The following is a 23,291-nucleotide window of genomic DNA, read 5'->3' as shown; positions in this document are numbered from 1 at the left end:
GTCCTTTGCGCGTCCAAGAGGACGCGCGGCGCTGCAGTAGCGCAGAAACCGCCATCAGATGGCAGCCGGAGTAGAATTTCCAAACAGTCCCTCAGGCCCAGGGGCGCTGCTCGGCATTCTTCTTCTCGAAGGACGCGATGGCGCCGGCCTTCTCCATGGTCAACCCGATGTCGTCGAGGCCGTTGAGCAGGCAATGGCGCTTGAAGTCGTCGAGGTCGAACTTGACCACGCCGCCGTCCGGGCCGCGGACTTCCTTGGCTTCGAGGTCGATCGACAGCGTCGCGTTCGAGCCGCGCGAGGCGTCGTCCATCAGCTTGTCCAGGTCTTCCGGGCTGACCGTGATCGGCAGGATGCCGTTCTTGAAGCAGTTGTTGTAGAAAATGTCGGCGAACGAAGTCGAGATCACGCAGCGGATGCCGAAGTCGAGCAACGCCCACGGCGCATGCTCGCGGCTCGAGCCGCAGCCGAAATTGTCGCCGGCGACCAGGATCTGCGCCTTGCGATAGGCCGGCTTGTTGAGCACGAAATCCGGATTCTCCGAGCCGTCGTCCTTATAGCGCATCTCGGCGAACAGGCCGGTGCCAAGCCCGGTGCGCTTGATCGTCTTCAGGTAATCCTTCGGAATGATCATGTCGGTGTCGACATTGACGATCGGCATGGGCGCGGCGACGCCGGTGAGCTTGGTGAATTTGTCCATGGTCCTTGCCCGTCTCGGTTCTGCGGGGATTGCTGGGGCACGGTTTACACAAAGCCGAAGGCAAATGAAAGGCGGCTGTTCCCGCATGGCCTTCGACCATCGGGCAACGGAAGATCCCACGTCGTACCGCTTGACATGCAACCAAATGGTTGCATATTAAAGCGATGAGCATGGATGCCGTCTTTCGCGCTTTGGCGGACCCGACCCGCCGGCAATTGCTGGACAGCCTTTATGCCAGGAACGGGCAGACGCTGAGCGCGCTCTGCGAACGGATGGACATGACGCGCCAGGCGGTGACCAAGCACCTGGCGATCCTGGAGGAGGCGAACCTCGTCACCACCGTTCGCAACGGGCGTGAGAAAGAGCACTACCTCAACCCCGTTCCGATCAACGAGATCGCCGAGCGCTGGATCGGCAAGTTCGAGCGGGGGCGATTGGCAGCCCTTAGCGACCTGAAGAAGCGATTGGAAAGGGAAGAGCCGTGAGCAACAACAGTTTCGTCTACGTCACCTACATCCGCACCACGCCCGAAAAGCTTTGGACGGCGCTGACCGACCCGGAGTTCAACCGGCAGTTCTTTCTTTGCTCCCACCAGGAGAGCGACTGGAAAGTCGGGTCGAGCTGGAAGCTGATCTTCCCGGACGGCCGCGTCGCCGACTCGGGCGAGATCCTCGAGATCGACCCGCCAAGGCGCCTGGTCATCAAATGGCGCAACGAATGGATGCCCGAGGTGAAGGAGGACGGCTACACGCGCTGCACCTTCACCATCGAGCAGGACGGCGAGCTGATGAAGCTTGCCGTCATCCACGAGGCCGACGGCCCGCACAGGCTGATCGAGAATGTCGGCAAGGGCTGGCCGCTGGTGCTGGCGAGCCTCAAGAGCCTGCTCGAGACCGGCAAGGGTTTCGAGCGCCCGCCAACGAAGGGTTGAGCCTCGTTTCGAAACCGAAACAGCATTCGGGAGACTGAAATGATGCTGCCGCACAACTGGCCGCGGGCAATGGCGAACGGCGAGACGGTCATGGCCTCGGCCGAGATCCTTGCCTCTCCGGAGCCGGTCTTTGCCGCGCTCGTCACGGATGAGGTCGAGCGCTGGTGGGGCTCCGCCGCCACCTACCGGATGAGCGGCTGGACCGCCGATCTCCGCGTCGGCGGATGGTGGAGCGTCACCGTAAAAACGGCAGACGGCAGGCGCCTGCCTGCCAGCGGAGCGTTTCTCGAAATCGAGACGCCGCGCCGCATTGTGCAGACCCGGCGCTACGACTGGGACCATCCGACGCTCGGCCGTCACGAAACGACGGTCGCCTATCTCCTGGAGCCGATCGCCGCCGGCACGCGGCTCACCATCTGTCACGGCGGCTTCGCCGGCTTCGCGGACGCCGCCGCCGAACATGCCGACGGCTGGGCGCGCGTGCTTGGGTGGCTGCAGGGATATTTTGGCGCGGGAAGGCAGGCGGCGTAGCGCCTTCCCTTCTCCCCCTGTGGGAGAAGGTGGATCGGCGCGCAGCGCCGAGACGGATGAGGGGTGTTCCAGCGGAGTGAGACGCTGGCTTTCCCTGGAGCACCCCTCATCCGTCGCCTTCGGCGACACCTTCTCCCACAAGGGGAGAAGGGGGAGCAGCGCTAGATAACATTCAATTCCCTGAACGCCCGCCCCTCCGCCACCCGCGAATACCCGAACGCCGTACAGTCGATCGTCCGGTACCCGCCATGCACGATCAGCTCGGCCAGCGCCTTGCCGACCGCCGGCGCCTGCTGCAGGCCATGGCCGGAAAAACCGTTGGCGAAGAGGAAGTTCCCGACCTCCGGATGCGGCCCGATCACCGCGTTCTGGTCGAGCGTGTTGTAGTCGTAGTGCCCGACCCAGGCGCGCGTCGGCTTGATCGCCTCGAAGGCCGGGATGCGGGTGGCGAGCGCTGGCCAGATCACCTCTTCGAACAGCAGCCACTCGACGTCGAAATCCCTGGGATCGGGTGCATGGTCGCCTTCCTCCGGTTCGGCGCCACCGGTGAGGTAGACCGAGCCTTCCGGCCGCACATAGATGCCGGAGGGATCGACCAGCAGCGGCATGTCGGCATATTTCTCGCGCGCCTCGAAGACGAAGACGTTGCGCTTGCGCGGCTCGACCGGCAGCGCGAGCCCTGCAAAAGCCGCGACCTTGCCGGCGTTCGGGCCGGCGGCGTTGACGATGATGCCGGCGTCAAGCGTGTCGCCATTGTCTAGGCTCACGCCGGTGACGCGGCTGCCCTCGCGCGCAATGCCAGTGACCGAAGCGGTGATGAAATCGATGTTCCTGTCGCGCAGCGCCTTGCGGAACAGCATCAGCAGCGCATGCGCGTCGAACCAGCCTTCGCCGGTCCGGCCATAGGCGCCGGCCGAAATGCCCTCGGCCGACAGCCAGGGGAAGCGGCGCGTGAGCTGGTCGGCATCCTCGAGGATGATATCGGCGCCTTCGGCGATCTGCGCCTCGTGATTGGCCTTGAGGATCGGCAGCCCGGCCTCGCCGGCAAGGATCAGATAGCCGCCCTCGCGAAAGCCGATATCGGCATCGGCGCCAAACGTTTCCTTCAGCCGCCGGAACAGTTTCAGCGTGAATTGCGACAGGCGGATGTTTTCGGGGATGGAAAATTGCTGGCGGATCGAGGCCAGGGACAGCGTCGTCGCCGAGTGGGAAAATTGCGGATCGCGCTCGATCAGCGCGATCGAGCCGGTAAAGCCCTCTTCGCGCAGGTAGTAGGCGACCGAGGAACCGACGATTGCCCCGCCGATGATGACGATGTCGTAGCGCATTTTTTCTCCAATTCGCCGGACCGCGTCATGCGACCGGCAAATTGATCTCGAAGCGCGTGCCGCGTGCGGAGTCAACTAGGCTGATCGTGCCATCATGCGCTATCAGGAGGGCCAGCACGATGCCGAGCCCCATGCCGGTGCCGCCGGCCTCGCGCCTTGTGGTGAAGAAGGGCTCGAACACTTTTGTCCGGTTGCTGGCCGAAATGCCGTCGCCGTCGTCGCCGACATGGATGGCCACTCTTTCGCCTGCGCTTGCGGCGCCGATCGAGACCCGCTTCGCGCCGTGCCTGGCCGAATTGTCGATGAGGTTGGCGAGCACGATTGCGAGATTCTCGCCGGAGATGCCGAGGCCGGTATCGCCGCCGGCCTCGATGCGCACCTCCAGCCTGGTGTCGACCGGCAGCAGCGCCAGCGCCGCGTTGAGCGTCGTGCTTTCGCCGCTCGGCGCCAGGTTTTCGGCGCGCGCCAGCTCGAGTAGCCGGCGCACCAGGAGATTGAGCCGTCCCGCATCGGTGACGATGTTGTTGGAAAAACGCCGCCGCTCGGCCTCGTCCATCGACCCGCCGGAATCCCTGAGCAATTCCGCCGCGCCCTGGATCGCCGTCAGCGGCGATTTCAGCTCGTGCGAGACATGGGTGGCGAAGGTCTGGATGCTGTCGGAACGCGCCTGCAATTTGGCGGCCATGTCGAGGAAAGCGGCCGACAATGCCGCCATCTCGCGCGTGCCGTGATGGTCGAGCGGCCGCATCGCCTCGCGGTCGCCGGCGGCGATGCGCTTTGTCCGCTCGATCAGCGCATAGATCGGCCGGCTGACGGTGCGGAGGAACACCAGCGCGATCAGCAGCGTGCCGCCGAGCATGGCGATCGCCGCGAGCGTGACCTTGCCGCGTTCGCCATAGAGATGCTTGACGATGTTGTTCGGCGTTCGCGACAGGTACACCACCCCGGCGACTCGGCCCGCGACTTCGGCCGGCATGGCGACGAAGACGCGCACCTTGGTGCCGCGGCTCACCGAATAGAGCGGCGGCGGCGGCTGGTCGGGGATCCGGAGCCTCAGCTCGCTTGCATAAGAGCCGGCAAGCGCCTGCCGCACCTCCTCGACCTGGCCGAGCGACAAGCCCAGCTCGTCGCCGCCGGCAATGACCACGCCATGCGGGTCGAGCAGGCGAAAGCCGGCGAGCGTCGTCTTCTGTGTCTCGTCGAGGATGCCGTCGAGCTTGGCGCCGATCGCGGCGAGAGCCGGATCGGCGGTCGCGGGAAGACCAGCCGGGCGCGTCGGCATGACATCGTCGGAGGCGAGGTCGAGGCGCGGCTCGATCGGCTCATAGGGATAGTTGGTGTTGTCGCGCGCCGCGGGCACTTGAGCGCCGAGCTTGTCGGGTGAGATGCCGGCGGCGCGCACCGCATCGGCATAGATGGCGGCGACGACCGCGCCCTGCGCGATGAGCTCGCCTTCGGTCTGGCGGATCAGCTGGTTCTCATAGAGCCGGAAGAAGAACAGCCCGACCAGCGGCAGCGCCATCACCACGATCAGGATCGCGACGACGACGGTGGCAAGCCGCGGCCGCCATCTTTCCTTGCTCAACCACCGCATCGGCCGAGCCGGAAGCCGACGCCATGCACGGTCGCGATCGCATCCAGGCAGCCGACCGCCGCCAGCTTGGCGCGGATGTTGCGGATATGGCTGTCGACGGTGCGTTCTGAGACATGGATGTTCGATTGATAGGCATTGGCCTTCACCGCGTCGCGGCCAAGCACGTGCTGCGGCCGAGCGAGAAAGCCTTTGAGGATCGCGAACTCGATCGCCGTCAAGATGAGCGGCTTGCCGTCGAAGCTGACGGCGTGGCTGGCCGGGACAAGCGTGAGCTTGCCATGCGCGAACTGCCGGTCGTCCGCCTCCTCCACCGTGACCGGACGGGCGCGCCGCAGGATGACGTTGACGCGGGCGACCAGCTCGCGCGGGCTGAACGGTTTCGTCACATAGTCGTCGCCGCCCATCTCCAGCCCGAGGATGCGGTCGATTTCTTCATCCCGCGCCGACAGGAACAGCACCGGTACGTCGGACCGCTGCCGAAGCCGCCGGCAGACCTCCAGCCCGTCCATCTCCGGCATGCCGATGTCGAGAACGATGAGGTCGGGCGCGCGGCGCTCGACCGCCTGCAGGGCGGCGGCGCCGTCGGCCACGCCAAGCGCCTTCATGCCGGCTTTTTCCAGCGCGAAGCAGATGATCTCGCGGATATGCGGGTCGTCGTCGGCGACGAGGATGTTATGCGGCATCGATCAATAACCCGGCGCGTAAGGTTGGGTGACGGCAGGATTGGCAAGCGCGCCGCGCTTGTCGAGATAGCGCAAAAGGCGCCAGTCGCGAAAGCTCCACGCGCGCCAGTGATCCAGGACAGCGCGATAGAGACCTTCGTCGACAGGGCGTACCCCCAAAAGTTGGCGAAAGGCTGGATCTGCGGCAGTCGTCGGGCCTTGATGATCAATGAAGCGGTCGAGGGCAGGAAATGCGCTCGCGCCAAGCGAACGCACATACCAGATGTCGAGAGGAACGCCTTGGCCGGTCATTTCGAGGGAATGGTCGACATTGTAGTTGGCGATCAGCGCGGCGAAGTTGATGTATGAGCAGGCATAAAGCGTCGCCGATAAAGTCAGAAGATTGGCGGAAAGCAACCATTCGCCGGATTTTGTGAGCGCGATGCGGGCGATGATGAAGGCCAGCCCCGCCGCCACCAGTCCCATCCAGATAAAGGCGGCGATGCGCAGATAGGTGAGTGCATAGACGCCGATATAGAGGTCGAGCCGCAGCATCGAGGAGATCACCAGCACGATGTTCTGCGCCACCCAGAGATAGACGAGACGGCGCATCAGCGGATCGCTTGACGTTTCGCTGCCAGGCCGTAGCGCCGCCAGCACAAAGCCGGCGGCGAGCAGCGCGGTGACGACCAGCGGATAGGCGCCGCGATGCGCATAGGCGGCATAGGTCAATCCATCCGGGAGTGCTGCGCCGCCCCAGAGATAGGTGGCGTCGAGCGCGGTCTGCACGGCGAAGAGCGCATTGAAGACGATCAGCGCGCGCAGGATCGCCGCCTTGCCGAAGATGACGTCCTCGGCCGTGGTGCTTGTCGATCGGGCTACCGCCGCCGCGGGCATGGCCTGCCTGATGCGCGATACGAAGCGCGGCAGGCGCGGCCGCAAGAAAGCCCAGACGCCGGCCAGCACGACCAGCCAGAAGATCAGCCGCCCCACCTCGATGCGTTCGAGCAGCGCGTAGAGGTCGATCAGCGACAGCCAGTGCTCGATGATCGGATTGGCGGCGCCGAACAGGGCGAGAAAGACGGCGCCGAGGGTCAGCGGCATGGCCCAGACGGCGATCGCCGCCAGCCGGATGCGCCGCCGCCCGAGCCGGCGCGCCACCTTGCGCCAGCGCAAGAAGTCGCGCGCAAACCGGAAGGGTGCGGCGAGCAGGAACAGGCAAAGCTGGCCGGCGATGCGGGCAAGGCCCGCACGCAGCCGGCCGGCCAGCGAGAGTGCGAACATCGCCAGCGCCACGACCGCGACCAGGACCGACAGCGGGCTGACATTTTCGATGAGCGGCAGAAGCCCGGCGAAAAGGGCGAGAGGCCGGAGCCAGACGCGACTGTCGCTCAGGGCGGCGGGATGCATGGCGACGACCGCGCCGGCAAGCACCATGCCGTATATGAACACCGAGATGCCGGCCGGCTGGCCGTAGAAAAGGAAATCCGCCAGCACCACCAGCAGGATGCCGGCGCCGACGCGGCGGCAATAACTCGGTGTAACCGATATCGCTGTCATGCCCGGACCCTCCTCAAGCCAGCCTGTACGGCATGCCGCGATCTCGGGATAAAGGGCAGGATGCTCGCCGTGGGGCGCGGCCTATGCGGCTCGACGAGCCACCAGCCGTCGTTGCGGAGGCGCGGGGGCAGGGACCAGCGGGATTCGTGATGTGTTCTCATGCCGCCTGTCTCGCCGGCGGGCGCGAAAAGCTCGGGGCGGATTGGAGGAGGTTTTCCGCATTGATTTGCAGATTTCGTGCAGCGGCAAATGCTTGAGGCTGGCGCCGGCGTCTTCTCCCCCCTTGAGGGGGAGATGGCCGCGAAGCGGTCAGAGGGGGTCGTCTCGCGTAGATCTCCAGCGCCGTCTGGCGTCGCGGAAGACGCTGGCGCTCCACGCGCGGCGACCCCCTCTGTCGCCTTCGGCGACATCTCCCCCTCAAGGGGGGAGATTACGCGCAGCACCCCGCTCCGACGATCACCGCCGCCTTGCCTCACTCACCTCCAACCGGCATAGATCGCTCATGACCGTCGACACCTACCGCCCGCGCCGCTCGGTGCTTTACATGCCCGCCTCCAACGAGCGGGCGCTCGCCAAGATCGCCTCGCTCGCCTGCGACGCCGTCGTCATCGACCTCGAGGATGGCGTCGCGCCCGCCGACAAGGTTTCCGCGCGCGACAGGGTAGTGGATGTCCTGGCTGCGCGCCCCGAACAGCGCTGCGAGATGGTGGTGCGCATCAATCCGCTCGCCAGCGAATGGGGTATCGACGACCTGTTGGCCGTCGCCAAGGCCGAGCCTGACGGCATTCTTCTCCCCAAGATCGGTACGCCACGCGACATTCTCGAGGCCGGCGACCTGCTCGACGACAATTTCGCGCCGGACACGGTGAAGCTATGGGCGATGATCGAGACGCCCAAGGCCCTGCTCAACATCGGCGCCATCGCCGAGCTTGGCCGCGATCCGGCTTCCAGGCTCGCTTGTTTCGTTGCCGGAACGAACGATCTGGTGAAGGCAACGGGAATCCTGGCTACCCCTGACCGGCGCTATCTCATGCCATGGCTGCTGCAGCTGGTGCTTGCCGCCCGCGCCGGCGGCCTCGACGTGATCGACGGTGTCGCCAATGATTTCCGCGACATCGACGGCTTCGCCCGCGAATGCGCCGAGGCGGCCGCCATGGGCTTTGACGGCAAGTCGCTGATCCACCCCAACCAGATCGCGCCGGCGAACCGCGCCTTTGCGCCGTCGCCGGAGGCGCTGGCCCAAGCGCGGGCGATCCGGGAGGCGTTCGCGCGACCCGAAAATGCCGGCAAGAGCGTCATTGCGCTGGACGGCCGCATGGTCGAGCGGCTGCATCTGGCGGAAGCCGAGAAACTTCTGGCGAAGGCCGCAATCATCGGCGCATGATGCGCCAGAGCAATTCCAGGAAAAGTGCGCAGCGGTCGGGCTCGGCGACTTCGCCGTAGCCTTCCGTCCGGAATTGCGTCAAAACAAAGGGATAGAGCGGTTCGGCGTTTCCGTGAAGCGGTGAACCGCTCTATTGCATGTCGCCCAAAAGTGTGCAGCGGTTTTGGGAAAACGACATGCATAGACAGACATTGGTCACGACAAGGTCGAAAAAATGAAACTTTACCGCTTTCTGTCCGGTCCGGACGACGCCACCTTCTGCCACAAGGTGACGGCGGCCCTGAACAAGGGCTGGCACCTGTTCGGCTCGCCGACCTATGCCTATGACAAGACGACCAAGTCGATGCGCTGCGGCCAGGCCGTGGTGAAGGATATCGAGGGCCAGGAATACGGACCCGACACCAAGCTCAGCGATTGGTAGGAAAGAACTGGCGCGGACCGCCGGCCGTTCCGGCCCAATCCGCGCCGGCCCTCAAGCGCTTCAGCATGCGCGTCGCACTGAAGGCGCTTCTCGCCTCTGATCTCAGCTCGCCAGCCGGCTTGCCATCTCGTGCTGCGCGTAGGCGCGGCCGAAACGGTTGGCGAGGAAGGCGTCGAGCGCGATGTCTTCCTGGCGGACAAAGCCCTTCGCCGGCAGGCTGCCGTCGGCCAGCATGTCGAGCACGGCGCAGATGCCGGAGGCTGTGGTGATCTGGATGGCGCTGCGCACGACAGATCCGACGCGGTGCGAGTAAATCTTGTTGGCGTAGGTCTCCTGCAGCAGGCGGCCGTTCTTGCGCCCCGAAACGGTGACGAAGACGATGACCACGTCCTGCAGCGTCGCCGGCAGCGCGCTTTCAAAGATGTCCTTCAGCACGTCGCGGCGGTGGCGCAGTCCCAGATCGTTGAGCAGCGCCTTCATGATCGCGGCGTGGCCGGGATAGCGGATGGTTCGGTAATTCAGCGTGCGCACCTTGCCTTTCAGCGTCTCGGCCAAGGTGCCGAGCCCGCCGGAAGTGTTGAACGCCTCGTAGGTGACGCCGTCCAGCGAGAACTCCTCGCGCTCCTCCAGCGGCGGCACTTCGATCAGCTCGCCCTCGACGATCGCCTCGCAGGGTTCGCAATATTCGTTGATGACGCCGTCGGTGCTCCAGGTCAGGTTGTAGTTCAGCGCGTTGGACGGATATTGCGGCAGCGCGCCGACGCGCATGCGCACGCTCTCCAGCGTGTCGAAACGGCTGGCGAGATCATTGGCGACGATCGAGATGAAGCCCGGCGCCAGGCCGCATTGCGGAATGAAGGCGCTCTTGGCCTCGCGCGCCAGCTCCTTCACCCGGCGGGTCGAGACGACATCCTCGGTAAGGTCGAGATAATGCACGCCGGTGGCGGCCGCGGCCTCGGCGATGCGCGTGGTGAGATGGAAGGGCGCGGCGCTCAACACCGCGAACTTGCCGGCAAGGGTTTTCTCCAGCGCGCCGGGCGCGGCGATGTCCAGCTCCTGCGTCTCGACGCGGGCCGGCAATTCGGCCGCGGCGAGCTGCGCGGCCGAGCGGTCGACGAGGGTGACGCGATAGTCGCCCGTGGCGCTAAGCATTTCGGCGATGGTCGAGCCGATCTTGCCGGCGCCGACGACAACGATGTTTTTCATGATCAATACCCCTGCCAAATTCGAGTTGGTCGGAATCATCGCAGCTTGCCTGTCGAAAGGAAGCGTGGAACTGTACGAAGCGAAACCATATTCTGAACGATATGCCGAAAGGTTTCGTCGAAATGATCACTCAAGCCGAACAGGCCTTGCTTTCCTTGCTGCGCGCCAACGCGCGCGCCTCGACCGCGGAGCTGGCCAGGCAGCTCGGCGTGTCGCGCACGACGGTGCAGAGCCGGATCGAACGCTTGGAGCAGCGCGGCATAATCGCCGGCTATGGTGTGCGGCTGTCACCCGACTATGAGCAGGGGCTGGTCAAGGCGCATGTGCTGCTTACCGTTACGCCGAAACTCGCCGACAAGGTGGTGCGCAGCCTCGAGGCACTGCCGCCGGTCCGGACGCTGCATTCGGTGAGCGGCAATTTCGACATGATCGTCATCGTCGACGCGCCGTCGATCAGGGATCTGGATGCATTGCTTGATCAGATCGGGGCGATGGACGGGGTCGAGCGGACCTCGTCGTCGATCATCCTGTCGACGCGGATTGATCGCTGAACAGAACGGCTCAACTGTTTTCATGCAAACGGGAACTGTTGCCGTCTCTCTGCTGCCCTTCTATCGCTTGGCGGCCGAATAGACGATCGCTTGCAGTGGCATGCGTCCGGGATTGCTGCCGAATTCCCGGCAAAGCTCCTCCGCGACGGCCTGGACCACCTGCTCGGGTTCGCCGCCGCGCGCCCGGACCTGATCGGCCAACGGATTGCCATGGACGGCGCCGCGGGCGAACTGCTCGATGTCCGGTATCTCCCTTTCCTGCCTGATCACGGAAACGTCGATATCGGCAAAGCCTGCATCGATGATGCCCTCCTTCACCGGATCGATCTGGTGAAAGGAGAACGGCACCTTGTAGAACTGCGGCGGATCGACGGGAAAGAAACGCTCCACAACCTTGTCCGCGATCCGGGCGTAGGGATTATGGCGAGGCGAATCCCAGACGTTGAAAAGATAGCGGCCTCCGGGCGCCAGAACGCGATGGACCTCGCGGTAGGACTTGCCCTTGTCCGGGTAAAACATCACGCCGAACTGACAGACGACGGCATCGAAGCTGGCATCCTCGAAGGGCAGCTGCATGGCATCGGCGGGCTGAAATTCGATCTGCTCGCCAGGCCTGAATTTCTGGCGCGCGACCTCGAGCATGGGCGGGTTCAGATCGGTCGCAATCAGCGCCGCGCCGGCAGGCAAGGCATCGCGCAGCCGGCGGGTGACGATACCGGTTCCCGCCGCTGTCTCCAGCACCCGCGCCGGAGCGAAAGCCGACACCCGCCGCGCGATGTCCTCGGCATAGCCGGCGAAGATGACTGGTCCCAGGATCCGATCATAGTGTTCGGGGATGGAGCCGGTGAAACGCGCGGAGTCGCTGTCGCTGCTCATGATATCCTCCCTTTCGGCGGCAGGATATCATGATGCGCTGACCCGCGTTGTTCACACTTGTCGATAGGGTGGGCCCCGAGGGGGCCCGGCTACGCTCTCCGCCGCTCCGGCCTGTTGTCCAGCCACTCCAAATCCTCAGCCGACAGCGCGATATCCAGCGCCTTCAAGCTGTCCTCCAGCTCGTCCAGGGTGCGCGGGCCGATCAGCGGCACCGACGGGAAGGGCTGCGCCAGCACATAGGCGAGCGCGACATGGATCGGGCTCTTGCCCAGCCGGTTGGCAAGTTCGATCGCCCGGTCGCGGCGGCCGAAATTCTTCTCCGAATACCAGACCCTGACCAGCTCTTCATTGTCCGTCCGGTCGCGTCCGGCGCGGTCGGTGAAGAAGCCGCGGCCCTGGCTCGACCAGGCGAAATTCGGCATCTGCCGCGCCGCCAGCCAGGCTTTCCAATCGTCGGTGGAAGAGGTGATGCAGCCTGCCCAAATCGGCTCCAGCATTTCGGCCAGCGAGAAATTGTTGGAGAGCGCGCCGGGCTTCTGCTTGCCGGTGCGTTCGGCATAGGCGATCGCTTCGTCCATGCGCGCCATCGTCCAGTTGGAGCCGCCGAACAGGCCGCGAATGCGGCCGGCCTTGGCCTCCCGGTCCATGGCGTCGACGAACTCGCCGACCGGTACGTCCGGATTGTCGCGATGCATGAAATAGATGTCGACATGGTCGGTCTGCAGCCGGTCGAGCGACTGGGCGAGCTGCTTGCCGATCACATCGGGATAGCAGAGCGGCGAATGCGCGCCCTTGGCGATGATGACCGATTGCTCGCGCACGCCGCGATTCCTGAGCCACTGGCCGAGCAGCGCTTCGGTGTAGCCGGCGCCATAGACAAAGCCGGTGTCGAACAGATTGCCGCCGGCTTCGAAGAAAGCGTCGAGCAGGATCGAGCCCGAGGAGAAGGTGCGGAAATCCTCGAAGCCGAGCGCCAGCCGCGAGGCCTGCCGCGGCAAGCCCGGAATGGCGCGCTTGCCGATGGCTGTGCCATCGGTGCGCAACGGCCGGCCGGAGATGGTGTTGATGCGCTTGGCCGGCTTTTCGATCTCATATTCGAGCCCGACGGCGGCACGCCATCTGTCGAGCACCCGCAGCGTGCCGAGGCTGTCGGCCCAGCCCATGCCCGGCCAGGCGAATTCCTGGCGACCGGCCAGGATCGCCTCGCCGGCGGCATCGACCTCGAAGGAATAGAGGTGGCGGGTCTCGTTGACGCTGATCACCTCGCGCTCGCCGCCGGACCGGATCACCTCGATCCGCCCCGGTCCGACATCGCGGTTGCCACCGGCGAACCAGAAGTCAGGCACCTCGATATGACCCTTGGTGCCGAAGATGCGCAGCACATTGTCCTGGTTGAGCGAAATGCTGCAGGAAACCTCGGCGACGATGCCGCCGGGGAAGTGGAGCAAGGCAGACGCCCATTCGTCGACGCCGGACTGGCCGAGATGGGCGGCGCCCACCACTCTGTCCGGCTCGAGGAAGGGCTGGCCCGCCGCTGCGCCGGCGATCAGTCGCGCCATCGATACCGGATAGCCGCCGACATCGAGAATGCCGCCGCCGGCAAGCTCGTTGGCATAGAGCCGGTGCTCGGGCATGAAGCCCGGCATGGCGAAGCCGAAGCTAGACTTGATCATGCGCACCTCGCCGATGACGCCCGACTTGATCAGCTCGACGAGCTGCAGCGTCTGCGGGTGCAGCCGGTACATGAAGGCTTCGCCGAGAAAAGTGCCGGCCTTGCGCGCCGCATGCATCATCGCATCGGCCTCGAAGGCGGTCAGCGCCAGCGGCTTTTCGCACAGCACATGCTTGCCGGCCTCGGCGGCCTTGATCGTCCATTCGGCATGGCCGGGATGCGGTATCGAGATGTAGACGGCGTCGACCTCCCTGTCGGCAAGCAGCGCGTCATAACCGTCGAGGATGCGCGCGCCCGGAAAGGCTTGCGCCAGGCCCGGCTTGCCGGGATTGCGGGCGCCGAGCGCGACGAGCGTGCCGGTGCGCGACTGCGCCAGGCCGCCGGCAAAGGATTTGGCGATGCTGCCGGGTCCAAGAATGCCCCAGCGAATTTTCTGCTTAGATGTCATGTCGAATTCTCCATGCGATCGCCGCCACGCCTGGCATGCCGGCAAAGAAAACTGGGATCAGCGGATCCTCGCGCCTGTCTTGTCGAAGAGCAGCGAGCGTTCCGCCTTGATCGAGACCGTGAAATGATCGCTGCTGGCGCGCTGCCGCGCGGCTTCGCGCTCGATGATCAGCTCTTCGGGCCCGGCATCGGCGTAGACATAGCTGACGGAGCCGAGATGCTCGGCGACGTCGGCCTTGACCGGAATATCGCAGTCGCCCTCGCCGGCCTCGAAGAAATGCTCCGGCCTGACGCCGAGCACGACCTCGGCGCCTATCGCGGGGAAAGCCTCGCAGAGCGGCTTGCGCAACTTGGCGCCGCCATGATTGACCAGCTCGACGGTCGCGGCGCTGTTGGATATCTCGACGATTTTCGCGCTGATAAAATTCATCTTCGGCGAGCCGATGAAGCCGGCGACAAAACGGTTGGCCGGGTCGTCATAAAGGTCGAGCGGCGCGCCGATCTGCTCGACATTGCCTGCCTTGAGCACGACGATGCGGTCGGCCAGCGTCATCGCTTCGGTCTGGTCGTGCGTCACATAGACCATGGTGACGCCGAGCTCCTTATGCAGGCGCGCGATCTCGACCCGCATCTGGACTCTCAGCTCCGCGTCGAGGTTGCTCAGCGGCTCGTCGAACAAAAACACCTGCGGCTCGCGCACGATGGCGCGGCCGATGGCGACGCGCTGGCGCTGGCCGCCGGACAATTGCTTCGGCCGCCGCTGCATCAATTCGTCGATGCACAGGATCTCGGCGGCGCGTTTCACGCGCCGTTCGGTGTCGGTCTTCGGGTTGCCGTTCATCCGCAGCCCGAAGGAGAGGTTCTGTTCCACCGTCATGTGCGGATAGAGTGCGTAGGACTGGAACACCATGGCGATGCCGCGGTCGGCCGCCTCGACGTCGTTCACCACCTTGCCGCCGATGGCGATCTCGCCGCCGCTGATGTCCTCCAGGCCGGCGACCATGCGCAGAAGCGTTGACTTGCCGCAACCAGACGGGCCGACGAAAACGACGAACTCGCCGTCGGCGATGTCGATATTGGCGCCATGGACGACCTCGAGCGTGCCGAAGCGCTTGACGACATTGGTGAGCGTAACGGCGGCCATCTCGCTCCTATCCTACTTGACCGCGCCGGCGGCGATGCCGGCGATGAAATGGCGCTGCAAGAGCACGAAGACGATGAGCATCGGCACGGTCAGCATCACGGCACCTGCCATGATGCCGCCCCAGGACACCTTGGTCAGGCCGATCAGCGTGCCGAGCGCCACCGGCGCCGTCATCGCGCCGGGCTGGCTGTTGATCAGCAGCGGCCAGAGATAATTGTTCCACGAGGCGAGGAAGAGGATGATGGCCAACGCCGCCAGCATCGGCCGCGCCAGCGGCAGCGCGACGAACAGGAAGATGCGCCATTCCTTGACGCCTTCGACCCGCGCGGCGTCGAAAAGCTCGGCCGGCATCATCGAAAAAGCCTGGCGCATGAAGAGCACGCCGAGCGAATTGAACAGCGGCGGCACGATCAGCGCGACCCAGGTGTTGGCTAAAGCGAAGTCGCGCGCCACCATGATGAATTGCGGGATCAGCACCACCGCATAGGGAAGCGTGATGGTGCCGAGGATGATCGCCACGACCACGCCCTTGCCGAGGAATTCGTAGCGCGCCAGCGCCCAGCCGGCCATCGAGGTGAGCAGCACCGAGAGAAACGTGTAGGTCACCGCGACCGAAACGGAGATGCCGATGGCGCCGACGAAATTGGTGTCGCGCTGCAGATTGTTGAAATTGTCGAGGAAGCCGTCATGCGGCAAAAGCTCGATGCCGGGGCTGAAGATGCCGTTGTCGGGCATGGTGGAGAACACCACCATCATCCACAGCGGAAACAGCCAGACCAGCGCCAGCGGCGTAAGCACCAGATGCAGCAGGATGCTGCGGCCGAGCCGACGTTGAGAGCGCGAGGTCATTTCGGCTCCCCCCTCATTTCGGTTCCCTTGTCAGCCAGAGCTGCACCAAAGTGATGGCGATCGCCAGCCCCGCCATGGTGTAGGCGATGGCCGAGGCATAGCCGAAATTGAGCGAACGGAAGCCCTGGCGATAAAGCAGGAGGCCAAGCGTCTCTGTGCCGCCGCCCGGTCCGCCGCGCTCGGTGATCAGGAACGGCTCGGTGAAGAGCTGCATGGTACCGATGATCGACAGCACGGCGCAGAAGACGATGACCGGCTTCAACAGCGGCAGGGTGATGTGGAAGAACTGCTTGACCTTGCTGACGCGGTCGAGCGTCGCCGCCTCGTAGACGTCCTCCGGAATGGACTGCAGGCCGGCCAGGATGATGATGGCGTTGTAGCCGGCCCAGCGCCAGGTCACCGCGATCATGATCAGCGCCATCGCCGGCGTGACGTTGGAGAACCAGTCGATCTTCGGCAGGCCGACGCTGTTCAAGAGCTTGTTGATAATGCCGAAGTCGAGGCTGAACATCAGCCGGAACACCGCCGAATAGGCCACCTCGCCGACCACCACCGGGGCGAAGAAGGCGAAGCGGTAGAGGCCGCGCGCCTTCAGCAGCGGCGAATTCAAAAGCACCGCCATCACGATCGCCAGCGAGATCATCACCGGCACCTGGATGACGAGGATCAGCAGCGTGTTCTTCAGTGCGTTGAAGAAGGCGGGGTCGCCGATCAGGCGGCCCCAGTTGAAGGTTGGCGCGAAGCGCCAGGGCACGGTGCGGGTCGCCTGGAAGGAGATCAGGAATGAGCTGATGATCGGCCAGATCCAGAAGATGGCGAAGATCAGCAGATAGGGCGTGAGGAAGCGATACGCTGTGGCGTTGCGATAGCGCATCGTCTTCCTCCTTTCTTCCGGTTCTCAGCTTTGGCCTAGGTGCTGCGTTGTTCCGTCGGTAGCACTAACTGTCGATGCCGGCGCCGCCCGGTCTTGCCTTCTCCCCTTGTGGGAGAAGGTGGCCGCGAAGCGGCCGGATGAGGGGTGTTCCAGCTTGGCAACGACGGCAATCCGTCCAACACCCCTCATCCGTCTTGGCGCTGCGCGCCAATCCACCTTCTCCCACAAGGGGAGAAGGAAGATGGCTCGTCAATTGACCGGCAGGCCCGTCGCCGAGGCGATCTGGCTGGCGGCGTCGTCGAGCGCTGCCTTGGCGTCGGGATAGCCGCCGGCCAGATATTTGGTCTGCACGGCGCGCAGGATGATCTCGGCGTCGCTCTGGAACTGCGTGCCGCGGCTCGGCACGACCTTGGGCAAGGTGGCGAGAATGTCCTTCCACACGGCCTGGTCGCCCCAATAGGGCTGGCCCTTCGCGACATAAGGATCCTCGAGTGCCGAGATCAGCGAGGGCACCAGGCCGAAATCCTTCAGCATGGTGATCTGGCCTTCATTGGTCTCCAGCGTGTACTTCAGATACGCGTAGGCCGCTTCCTTGTTCTTCGAGGCTGACGTGATGGCCAGCGAGGAACCGCCGAGGTTGGCGGCGCGCGGGCCGTCGGCGGTCAAGCTCGGCATCAGATAGACGCCCCACTTGCCGATTTCCTTGGGCGATTCGGTGCGGATCGTGCCTTCGTACCAGCCACCATAGACCTGGGTGGCGACGGTGCCGGCCGTGTTGTTGGTGATCTTGGTCGACCAGTCGGCCGAAGACACGATGCCGGCATCCTTCATCTCCTTGACCTTGGTCATGGCGTCGACGCATTTCGGCTGGTTGACCGTGATCGACTGGCCGTCCTCGGCGAAATAGGCGCAGCCCTGCTCGTTGGAGATCATGCGGAAGAATTCGGTGTCGCCGTTGAAATCGGCGTTGGTCATGGTGACGCCCGGGTTCGCGGCCTGGATCTTCTTGCCCGCGGCGATGAAATCGTCCCAGGTCTTGATCGAGGTCGGATCGACGCCGGCCTTCTCGTAGAAGTCGCGGCGGTAGAAGACGGCGACCGGGCCGGAATCCCATGGCATCGCATAGGCCTTGTCGCCGACCTCGAGCTCGGTGCGCTTGAAGTCGGGGAATTTCTTCTGGTCCTCGGCGGTGTAGCCCAGCGTGTGCAGGTCGACGAAGCAGTCGGGGAACTGGCTCCAGTAGTTCTCGGCCTCGCCGTTCTCGATCGAGACGATGTCGGGCAGGCCGACGCCGCCGGCGGCGCAGCCGGCGATCGACTTGTCATAGGTCGGCTGGTTGCCGAGGTCCTGAACCGTGACCTTGATGTCGGGGTATTTCTTGTTGAAGCCCTCGACGGTCGACTTCAGCGACGAAGCGGCGATGTTCCAGCTCCAGATCGTGAGTTCGCCGGATTGCGCGAGGGCCGGGCCGGAGCCCAGGGCAAGCAAAAGCGTGGCGCAGGTCAGTGTGGTGCGCATTGAAATCCTCCCATTTCGTTTGCTCTCTCACCGTGAGCATGGCTAGATTATGCGGCGCGGAAGGCTTGTCCCCGACAAAGGGAATAAGAAGTTGGCGGAAAGTAAGATGCCCGGGCGTCCGTTCTACCAGCCAGGCGCGAGCAGCGTCGAAGGCCTGCCGCTGGCTTTGCAGATGTTCCACAATCACCCGCTGGTGATGCTGAAGCCGCACTGGCATGCCCAGGTCGAGGTGAATTTCATCGTGCGCGGCAGCGTGCATTACCGCATGGCCGAGCATGAAATCGCGCTTTCGGCCGGCGAGATGTGCCTGTTCTGGGGCGGCCTGCCGCACCAGATGGACGATCTCTCCGACGACGCCATCTATGCCGGCGCGCATCTGCCGCTGGTGCATTTCTTCAGGCTGCATCTGCCGGCCGATGTCAGGCACCGGCTGATGACCGGCGCGACCCTGGTGACGAACGCCACCGACCAGTCCGACAACGACAGTTTCAAACGCTGGAACGATTATGCGCGCTCGGGCGATCCGGCCAAGGCCGAACATGCCGTCAACGAGCTGCTCTTGCGGCTCGAGCGGGTGCGCTTCGAACCCTACCGGCTGGTGCCGGAAACCGCTGCCGGACAAGGGGCGGGCAGTCCCTTCGATCTGCAATCCTCGCGCAATGTCGGGCGCATGTGCGATTTCATCGCCGAGAATTTCCTCTACGACATCGACTGCGTGAACATAGCGGCGGCGGCCGATATCCATCCCAAATACGCCATGAGCCTGTTCAAGAAATCGACCGGCATGACGCTCAACGAATATGTCAACCTTTTGCGGCTGAGCTACGCGCAGGCGCTGCTGATGCATGAGGGCGCCAATGTGCTGAAGGTCGCCATGGACTCCGGCTTCGGCTCGCTCAGCGCCTTCAACAAGTCCTTCCGCAAGCTTGCCGGCATGTCGCCCTCCGATTTCCGCCGGGCGGGCGTGCGCTAGAGCAATTCCAGGAAAAGTGTGTAACGGTTAGGCTCGGCGCCTTCGCCGTAGCCTTCCGTTCGGAATTGCGTAAAAACAAAGAGATAGAGCGTTTCGCCGTTTCCGTGAAACGGTGAAACGCTCTAGCTTGCGGGCGGCCTCACCGCCGGAAAGCCAACGATCACGGCAAGCCCGGGATTGTTGTCCTCCAGCGCGATGGTAGCGCCATGCAGGTCGGCCACCGCCTTGACGAGGCTGAGGCCGAGACCGCTGCCGGGTGTTGTGCGGCTGGTATCCAGCCGGTAAAGCCGTTGGAAGACTTTTGCGCGCTCTTCGGCCGGGATGCCGGGGCCATTGTCGCGGACATGGACGAGGACGCGGTCGCTCTCCCCGGTTACCGACAGTTCGATCGCCGTGCCCGGCGGGCAATGCCGCAAGGCGTTCTCGACCAGATTGGCGAGCATCTGCATCAGCAGGTCGCGATCGCCGTGGATAATCCATTTCGTGTCCGGAACGAGCTTTGTGAACAGGGACTTCCCGTCATCCTCGGCGACATCGGCATAGACTTCGCCGATGGTGCCGACGACGACGCCGACGTCGAGATCGACGAAGCGCGCCTTGCGCGCGCCGGCCTCGATCTGGGCGATGCGCAGCAGCGCGTCGAAGGTCTCGTTGATCTGCCGGCTCTCGGCGCGCGCGTCGGCCAGATCGTCTGTGACATCCTCGCCCGAGGCGGCCTTGTCGGCGGCCTGCTCCAGGATCATCTGCAGGCGGTTGAGCGGTGTCTTCAGGTCATGCGCGATGTTGGCGCTGACTTCCCGCATTCCGTCGACCAGCGCCGACAGGCGGTCGAGCGCGGCGTTGACCTGGGTGGACACGGCGTCGATATCGTCGCCATTGCCGATCAGTGGGATGCGCGCGTCGAGCCGCCCGTGCGAGACGTCGACCATGGTGGCGGCAATGCCGTCGAGGCGGCGTTGGACGCGGGAGGCGAGCAAGGCGCCGCCGGCGATCGCGAGGCCGGTGATGAACAGCGTGCCCCAGCCGAAGCTCATCAGAACGATCGTCTCCAGCTCGTCGGTCTCGGCGAGCGAGAAGGCGACCGTCAGGTTGTTGTTGCCGACAGTGCCCGAATAGGCGCGGTACATGGTATTTGGCGGGATGCCAGGCAGATTGGCGGCGAACATCGAGAAACCGTCGGGCAGGCCGGAGGCGGTGAAGTCGCCGGCCAGGCGATTTCCCTGCGAATCCGTCAGCGAGAAAAGCTGGTCCTGGTCCGTGTCGAGCTGGGCATGGTCGTTGACCGTGGCGATAAGGTCTTCCTGATCGCTCTCCGCATAGGTCACCGCCACGACCGAATAGGTCTCCTTGATCGACTCATCCAGGCGTCTCGCGAGGTCGTGGCTCATCAGCTGGTAGACGATCGCGCCGGACAGGATGAAGGCGAGCACGAACAGGAAGGCAAAGGTTAGCGCCAGGCGGAACGGCGTGCTGCGCAGCAGGCTGGCGCGTGTCTCTTTCATGTCGAAGCAATGACTGCGGGCCTCGGCCAGAACAGCCACAACAGCGCCAGCGCCGCCACTATCCAGACCGCGATGATGAAGACCAGTCCGGCCTTGCTGACCGGCTTGGCGCGCCGCGCCGCCTCGTCGCGGAACTCCTCCATCAGGCCGGCCGGGACCAGCCTGACCGCAAGCATGATGCCGAGCGGGACGATCAAAAGGTCGTCCAGATAGCCGACGACCGGGATGAAATCCGGAATGAGATCGACGGGGCTGAGGGCGTAGGCCGCGACGGCTCCGGCGGCGGCCTTCGCATACCAGGGAACGCGAGGGTCGCGGGCGGCAAGCCACAGTGCCACCACGTCACGCTTGATGCCGCGCGCCCATTGCCTTGCAGTGTCCAGCATCGACATATCGCTCATATACGAACAGCCTGTCGGATGCGCGAGATGCGACCGTCAACCCGGCGCATGCAGGCTGTAGCCGGTGTTGCGCACGGTATGGATCAGCGGCACGTCGAACGGCCGGTCGACCTTGGCCCTGAGCCGGCTGATATGGGTTTCGACGACACTGGTCTTGGGATCGAAATGAAAATCCCAGACGCGCTCCAGAAGCATGGTGCGGGTAATCACGCGGCCCTCGCCGCGCATCAGCACCTCGAGCAGGCTGAATTCGCGGGGCTGCAGGTCGATCGCCTGGCCCTGCCGGGTGACGCGCCGCATGATCAGGTCCATTTCGAGGTCGGCGACGCGCAAGCTGGTCTTCTGCTCCTGCGCCGCCGGCCGGCGGCCGAGCGCGTTGATGCGCGCAAGCAGTTCGGAAAAGGCGAATGGCTTGACGAGATAATCGTCGCCGCCTGCCTCCAGCCCTTCGACCCGGTCGTCGACGCCGCCGATCGAGGTCAGGAAAATGGCCGGTGTCCTGACGCCGGCGGCGCGCGCCGCCTTGATCATCGACAGGCCATCGAGGCCAGGGATCATGCGGTCGGCCACGATGACGTCATAGGTTTCGCGGGTAGCGGCAAAAAGGGCGTCGTGGCCGTTGCGCAAGAGATCGCAGACATGGCCGGCCTCGGTCAGCCCCCTGACGACATAGTCGGCGGTCCTTGGATCGTCCTCGACCAGCAGAAGTCTCATCTTTGCTCGTACCCGGTTCTATCGATACGACATGCTAGCATTGGCGATGGCGTTCGCCCAGAAAACGCCTCTTGAGCCGAAGAACCCAGCGTAGGCTCCACCGATAGGCGGCGACATCTCTGGCTGCCGGCATCGTTGCCTGTTCTCGTGCGATAATTAGTCGGTTTCGAGCAGCATTGCGTCGGCCTCATCGCTGCTCTTCTTCATGGTCATGTAAAGAACCAGGGCGATGATGCAGCCAAGGAAAGCCAGGCTGGTGAAGGTGGTGCCGAAACCCAGACCGCCATATTCGACCGGCTGAGAGAGCAGGTCGCCGAAGGAGGCACCGAGCGGCCGGGTCAGGATATAGGTAAGCCAGAAGGCGAGAATGCTATTGAGGCCAAGGACGTAGTAGCCGAGCGTGATAAGCGCGATCACGCCGCCGAAGATGAGACCCGTAGTGAGGTAGCCGATCTCGAAGCGCTCGGCCACCAGGTCGCCGGCCGCCGTGCCCAGCGAGAAGGTGAAAAGGATCGCCAGCCAGTAGAAGATCTCGCGCCTGGTCGTGAAGATGGTATGGATCGACAGCGTCCTCTCGCTGGCATACCAGAGCATGAAAGCCAGGGCGAGCACGATCGAGAAGCCTATCGTCGTCGTCTCCAGCCGTACGCCGAAATTGTCGACGAGGTTGTCGGAGACCAGGGTGCCGACGACACTGATCAGCACCACCGCCAGCCAGTAGGCCCAGGGCACGTAGCGTTTTTGCACGAACTGCAGAACCAGCGCTATGACTAGAATACCGGTCATGATCAGCGAGGTGACGGTGAGGCCAAGGCCGAGATTGACGGCCAGATAATCGGCCGCCGTCTCGCCCATGGTGACCGCCATGAGCTTGATCAGCCAGAAGTCGATCGTGACCTCCGGAACCCGGTTGAGCGCGGGCGCGGCTGGTTTGATGACTGACGAGGTCATGGCGGTATCCTGTCGTTGATTTGGGGGGCGACTTACTTGCCGAGAACCTTCATGGCCTGGGCAAAGAAGTCATCGGCGCGCTTGTCGTCGTCGGCATTGCAGCGCTCAATGCCTTTCGTCTCCAGCTCGGAAACCTTGTTCTTGTCGGCGTCGCCGAGCTTGGCCGCGGCTTCGGCCGCGCGCAGATCCTTCAGCACGGTTTCGCAAGGGGTTGGCGCGGCTGATGCGGATGAAAGCGGGTTGGCGGTGGCCGTCGCGGCAAGCGCGAGGGCAAGAGCAAGTTTGTTCATGATGCAGTGTCCTGATTTTGGGCTGATCGTCGGCAGTTCGTAATCAAGCCGCCTCAAATCCGATGCGGCGGCGGCAATGACGATAGCCAGACGAATTCGCCTCAGCCTGTCCAGGTCCTTACAAATTCGTAAGAATGACCGAAAATACTGGTGAGGCCTCGCAATCGGGCAGGAGAAGGGCTAGAGCGTAGCATTCTCTGCCGGGCCGGAGTGGC

24 protein-coding genes are annotated in these 23,291 nt (G+C 64.2%); 7 read left to right on the top strand and 17 right to left on the bottom strand.

The features are described 5' to 3' along the window. Nucleotides 1-91: 91 nt before the first annotated feature. On the bottom strand, nt 92-697 hold the full coding sequence (leuD, locus tag AC4FWB_RS28600; protein ID WP_491029588.1) for a 3-isopropylmalate dehydratase small subunit: 606 nt from the start codon (nt 695-697) through the stop codon (nt 92-94). 170 nt (nt 698-867) lie between these two features. Here leuD and AC4FWB_RS28595 point away from each other — a divergent pair, with 170 nt between their 5' ends. From AC4FWB_RS28595 to AC4FWB_RS28585, 3 genes are read left to right on the top strand one after another with little or no spacing between them, the layout of a single operon-like run. After that, nucleotides 868-1,182 carry an ArsR/SmtB family transcription factor gene (locus tag AC4FWB_RS28595; protein WP_491029587.1) on the top strand — a complete coding sequence of 105 codons (315 nt, stop codon included), beginning with the start codon at nt 868-870 and terminating at the stop codon, nt 1,180-1,182. Further along, a complete protein-coding gene (locus tag AC4FWB_RS28590; protein ID WP_491029586.1) occupies nt 1,179-1,628 on the top strand; it encodes an SRPBCC family protein in 450 nt (149 codons plus the stop codon). Before AC4FWB_RS28595 ends, AC4FWB_RS28590 begins: the two co-directional genes overlap by 4 nt. Before the next feature lie 39 nt (nt 1,629-1,667). Further along, nucleotides 1,668-2,159: an SRPBCC family protein gene (locus AC4FWB_RS28585; RefSeq protein ID WP_491029585.1), complete on the top strand. Its 492-nt coding sequence runs from the start codon at nt 1,668-1,670 to the stop codon at nt 2,157-2,159. A gap of 161 nt (nt 2,160-2,320) precedes the next feature. Here the strand turns inward: AC4FWB_RS28585 and AC4FWB_RS28580 are convergent, their stop codons facing one another. Genes AC4FWB_RS28580 through AC4FWB_RS28565 form a run of 4 tightly spaced genes read right to left on the bottom strand, consistent with a single transcriptional unit; the run spans nt 2,321 to nt 7,303 of the window. Next, nucleotides 2,321-3,487, bottom strand: coding sequence for an NAD(P)/FAD-dependent oxidoreductase (locus AC4FWB_RS28580; protein ID WP_491029584.1), 1,167 nt, complete (start codon nt 3,485-3,487; stop codon nt 2,321-2,323). A 25-nt stretch (nt 3,488-3,512) separates the two neighbouring features. Next, nucleotides 3,513-5,009 (bottom strand): sensor histidine kinase, encoded by a 1,497-nt coding sequence (locus AC4FWB_RS28575; RefSeq protein ID WP_491029597.1) that lies wholly within the window; start codon nt 5,007-5,009, stop codon nt 3,513-3,515. A 59-nt stretch (nt 5,010-5,068) separates the two neighbouring features. After that, a complete protein-coding gene (locus AC4FWB_RS28570; protein ID WP_491029583.1) occupies nt 5,069-5,764 on the bottom strand; it encodes a response regulator in 696 nt (231 codons plus the stop codon). Nucleotides 5,765-5,767: 3 nt separating this feature from the next. Continuing rightward, nucleotides 5,768-7,303, bottom strand: a complete 1,536-nt coding sequence (locus AC4FWB_RS28565; RefSeq protein WP_491029582.1) for a DUF4153 domain-containing protein — start codon at nt 7,301-7,303, stop codon at nt 5,768-5,770. 502 nt (nt 7,304-7,805) lie between these two features. Between AC4FWB_RS28565 and AC4FWB_RS28560 the strand changes: the two genes are divergently transcribed. Continuing rightward, nucleotides 7,806-8,687 carry an HpcH/HpaI aldolase/citrate lyase family protein gene (locus AC4FWB_RS28560; protein WP_491029581.1) on the top strand — a complete coding sequence of 294 codons (882 nt, stop codon included), beginning with the start codon at nt 7,806-7,808 and terminating at the stop codon, nt 8,685-8,687. Between the two features lie 214 nt (nt 8,688-8,901). Next, nucleotides 8,902-9,108, top strand: coding sequence for a DUF1737 domain-containing protein (locus tag AC4FWB_RS28555; RefSeq protein ID WP_071101140.1), 207 nt, complete (start codon nt 8,902-8,904; stop codon nt 9,106-9,108). A 102-nt stretch (nt 9,109-9,210) separates the two neighbouring features. On the opposite strand, the gene AC4FWB_RS28550 is transcribed toward AC4FWB_RS28555, so the two are convergent. Then, nucleotides 9,211-10,314, bottom strand: a complete 1,104-nt coding sequence (locus tag AC4FWB_RS28550; protein ID WP_491029580.1) for a saccharopine dehydrogenase family protein — start codon at nt 10,312-10,314, stop codon at nt 9,211-9,213. A gap of 122 nt (nt 10,315-10,436) precedes the next feature. On the opposite strand from AC4FWB_RS28550, the gene AC4FWB_RS28545 reads away from it, so the two are divergent. Continuing rightward, the gene (locus tag AC4FWB_RS28545; RefSeq protein WP_491029579.1) at nt 10,437-10,865 is read left to right on the top strand and encodes an Lrp/AsnC family transcriptional regulator; all 429 of its coding nucleotides are present in this window, start codon (nt 10,437-10,439) and stop codon (nt 10,863-10,865) included. A 60-nt stretch (nt 10,866-10,925) separates the two neighbouring features. Here AC4FWB_RS28545 and AC4FWB_RS28540 read toward each other — a convergent pair whose 3' ends face one another. The 6 genes from AC4FWB_RS28540 to AC4FWB_RS28515 form a co-directional block, all read right to left on the bottom strand. Continuing rightward, a complete protein-coding gene (locus tag AC4FWB_RS28540; protein ID WP_491029578.1) occupies nt 10,926-11,741 on the bottom strand; it encodes a class I SAM-dependent methyltransferase in 816 nt (271 codons plus the stop codon). Nucleotides 11,742-11,830: 89 nt separating this feature from the next. Next, complete coding sequence (locus AC4FWB_RS28535; protein ID WP_491029577.1) at nt 11,831-13,861, bottom strand: aldo/keto reductase; 2,031 nt, start codon at nt 13,859-13,861, stop codon at nt 11,831-11,833. Nucleotides 13,862-13,918: 57 nt separating this feature from the next. After that, nucleotides 13,919-15,004 (bottom strand): ABC transporter ATP-binding protein, encoded by a 1,086-nt coding sequence (locus tag AC4FWB_RS28530; protein WP_491029576.1) that lies wholly within the window; start codon nt 15,002-15,004, stop codon nt 13,919-13,921. 12 nt (nt 15,005-15,016) lie between these two features. Further along, nucleotides 15,017-15,853 (bottom strand): carbohydrate ABC transporter permease, encoded by an 837-nt coding sequence (locus tag AC4FWB_RS28525; protein ID WP_491029575.1) that lies wholly within the window; start codon nt 15,851-15,853, stop codon nt 15,017-15,019. A 13-nt stretch (nt 15,854-15,866) separates the two neighbouring features. Continuing rightward, nucleotides 15,867-16,727, bottom strand: coding sequence for a carbohydrate ABC transporter permease (locus AC4FWB_RS28520; protein WP_292369453.1), 861 nt, complete (start codon nt 16,725-16,727; stop codon nt 15,867-15,869). 249 nt (nt 16,728-16,976) lie between these two features. Further along, a complete protein-coding gene (locus tag AC4FWB_RS28515) occupies nt 16,977-18,245 on the bottom strand; it encodes an ABC transporter substrate-binding protein (protein WP_491029574.1) in 1,269 nt (422 codons plus the stop codon). 106 nt (nt 18,246-18,351) lie between these two features. Between AC4FWB_RS28515 and AC4FWB_RS28510 the strand changes: the two genes are divergently transcribed. Beyond that, nucleotides 18,352-19,218: a helix-turn-helix domain-containing protein gene (locus AC4FWB_RS28510; RefSeq protein WP_491029573.1), complete on the top strand. Its 867-nt coding sequence runs from the start codon at nt 18,352-18,354 to the stop codon at nt 19,216-19,218. A 122-nt stretch (nt 19,219-19,340) separates the two neighbouring features. On the opposite strand, the gene AC4FWB_RS28505 is transcribed toward AC4FWB_RS28510, so the two are convergent. From AC4FWB_RS28505 to AC4FWB_RS28485, 5 genes are all read right to left on the bottom strand, one after another. Continuing rightward, the gene (locus AC4FWB_RS28505; RefSeq protein ID WP_491029572.1) at nt 19,341-20,720 is read right to left on the bottom strand and encodes a sensor histidine kinase; all 1,380 of its coding nucleotides are present in this window, start codon (nt 20,718-20,720) and stop codon (nt 19,341-19,343) included. After that, entirely contained in the window at nt 20,717-21,112 is a 396-nt protein-coding gene (locus tag AC4FWB_RS28500) for a YkvA family protein (RefSeq protein ID WP_491029596.1), read from the bottom strand. Before AC4FWB_RS28500 ends, AC4FWB_RS28505 begins: the two co-directional genes overlap by 4 nt. A 45-nt stretch (nt 21,113-21,157) precedes the next feature. Next, a complete protein-coding gene (locus AC4FWB_RS28495; RefSeq protein ID WP_491029571.1) occupies nt 21,158-21,835 on the bottom strand; it encodes a winged helix-turn-helix domain-containing protein in 678 nt (225 codons plus the stop codon). Between the two features lie 156 nt (nt 21,836-21,991). Continuing rightward, a complete protein-coding gene (locus tag AC4FWB_RS28490) occupies nt 21,992-22,786 on the bottom strand; it encodes a COG4705 family protein (RefSeq protein ID WP_491029570.1) in 795 nt (264 codons plus the stop codon). A 32-nt stretch (nt 22,787-22,818) separates the two neighbouring features. Further along, nucleotides 22,819-23,076, bottom strand: a complete 258-nt coding sequence (locus AC4FWB_RS28485; protein WP_491029569.1) for a hypothetical protein — start codon at nt 23,074-23,076, stop codon at nt 22,819-22,821. Nucleotides 23,077-23,291 lie beyond the last annotated feature (215 nt).

The sequence above is a fragment of the Mesorhizobium sp. LEGMi-168a genome, from assembly GCF_058312955.1.
Note: the sequence above shows the minus strand (reverse complement) of the source record. Positions and strands in the feature narration are given on the sequence as shown.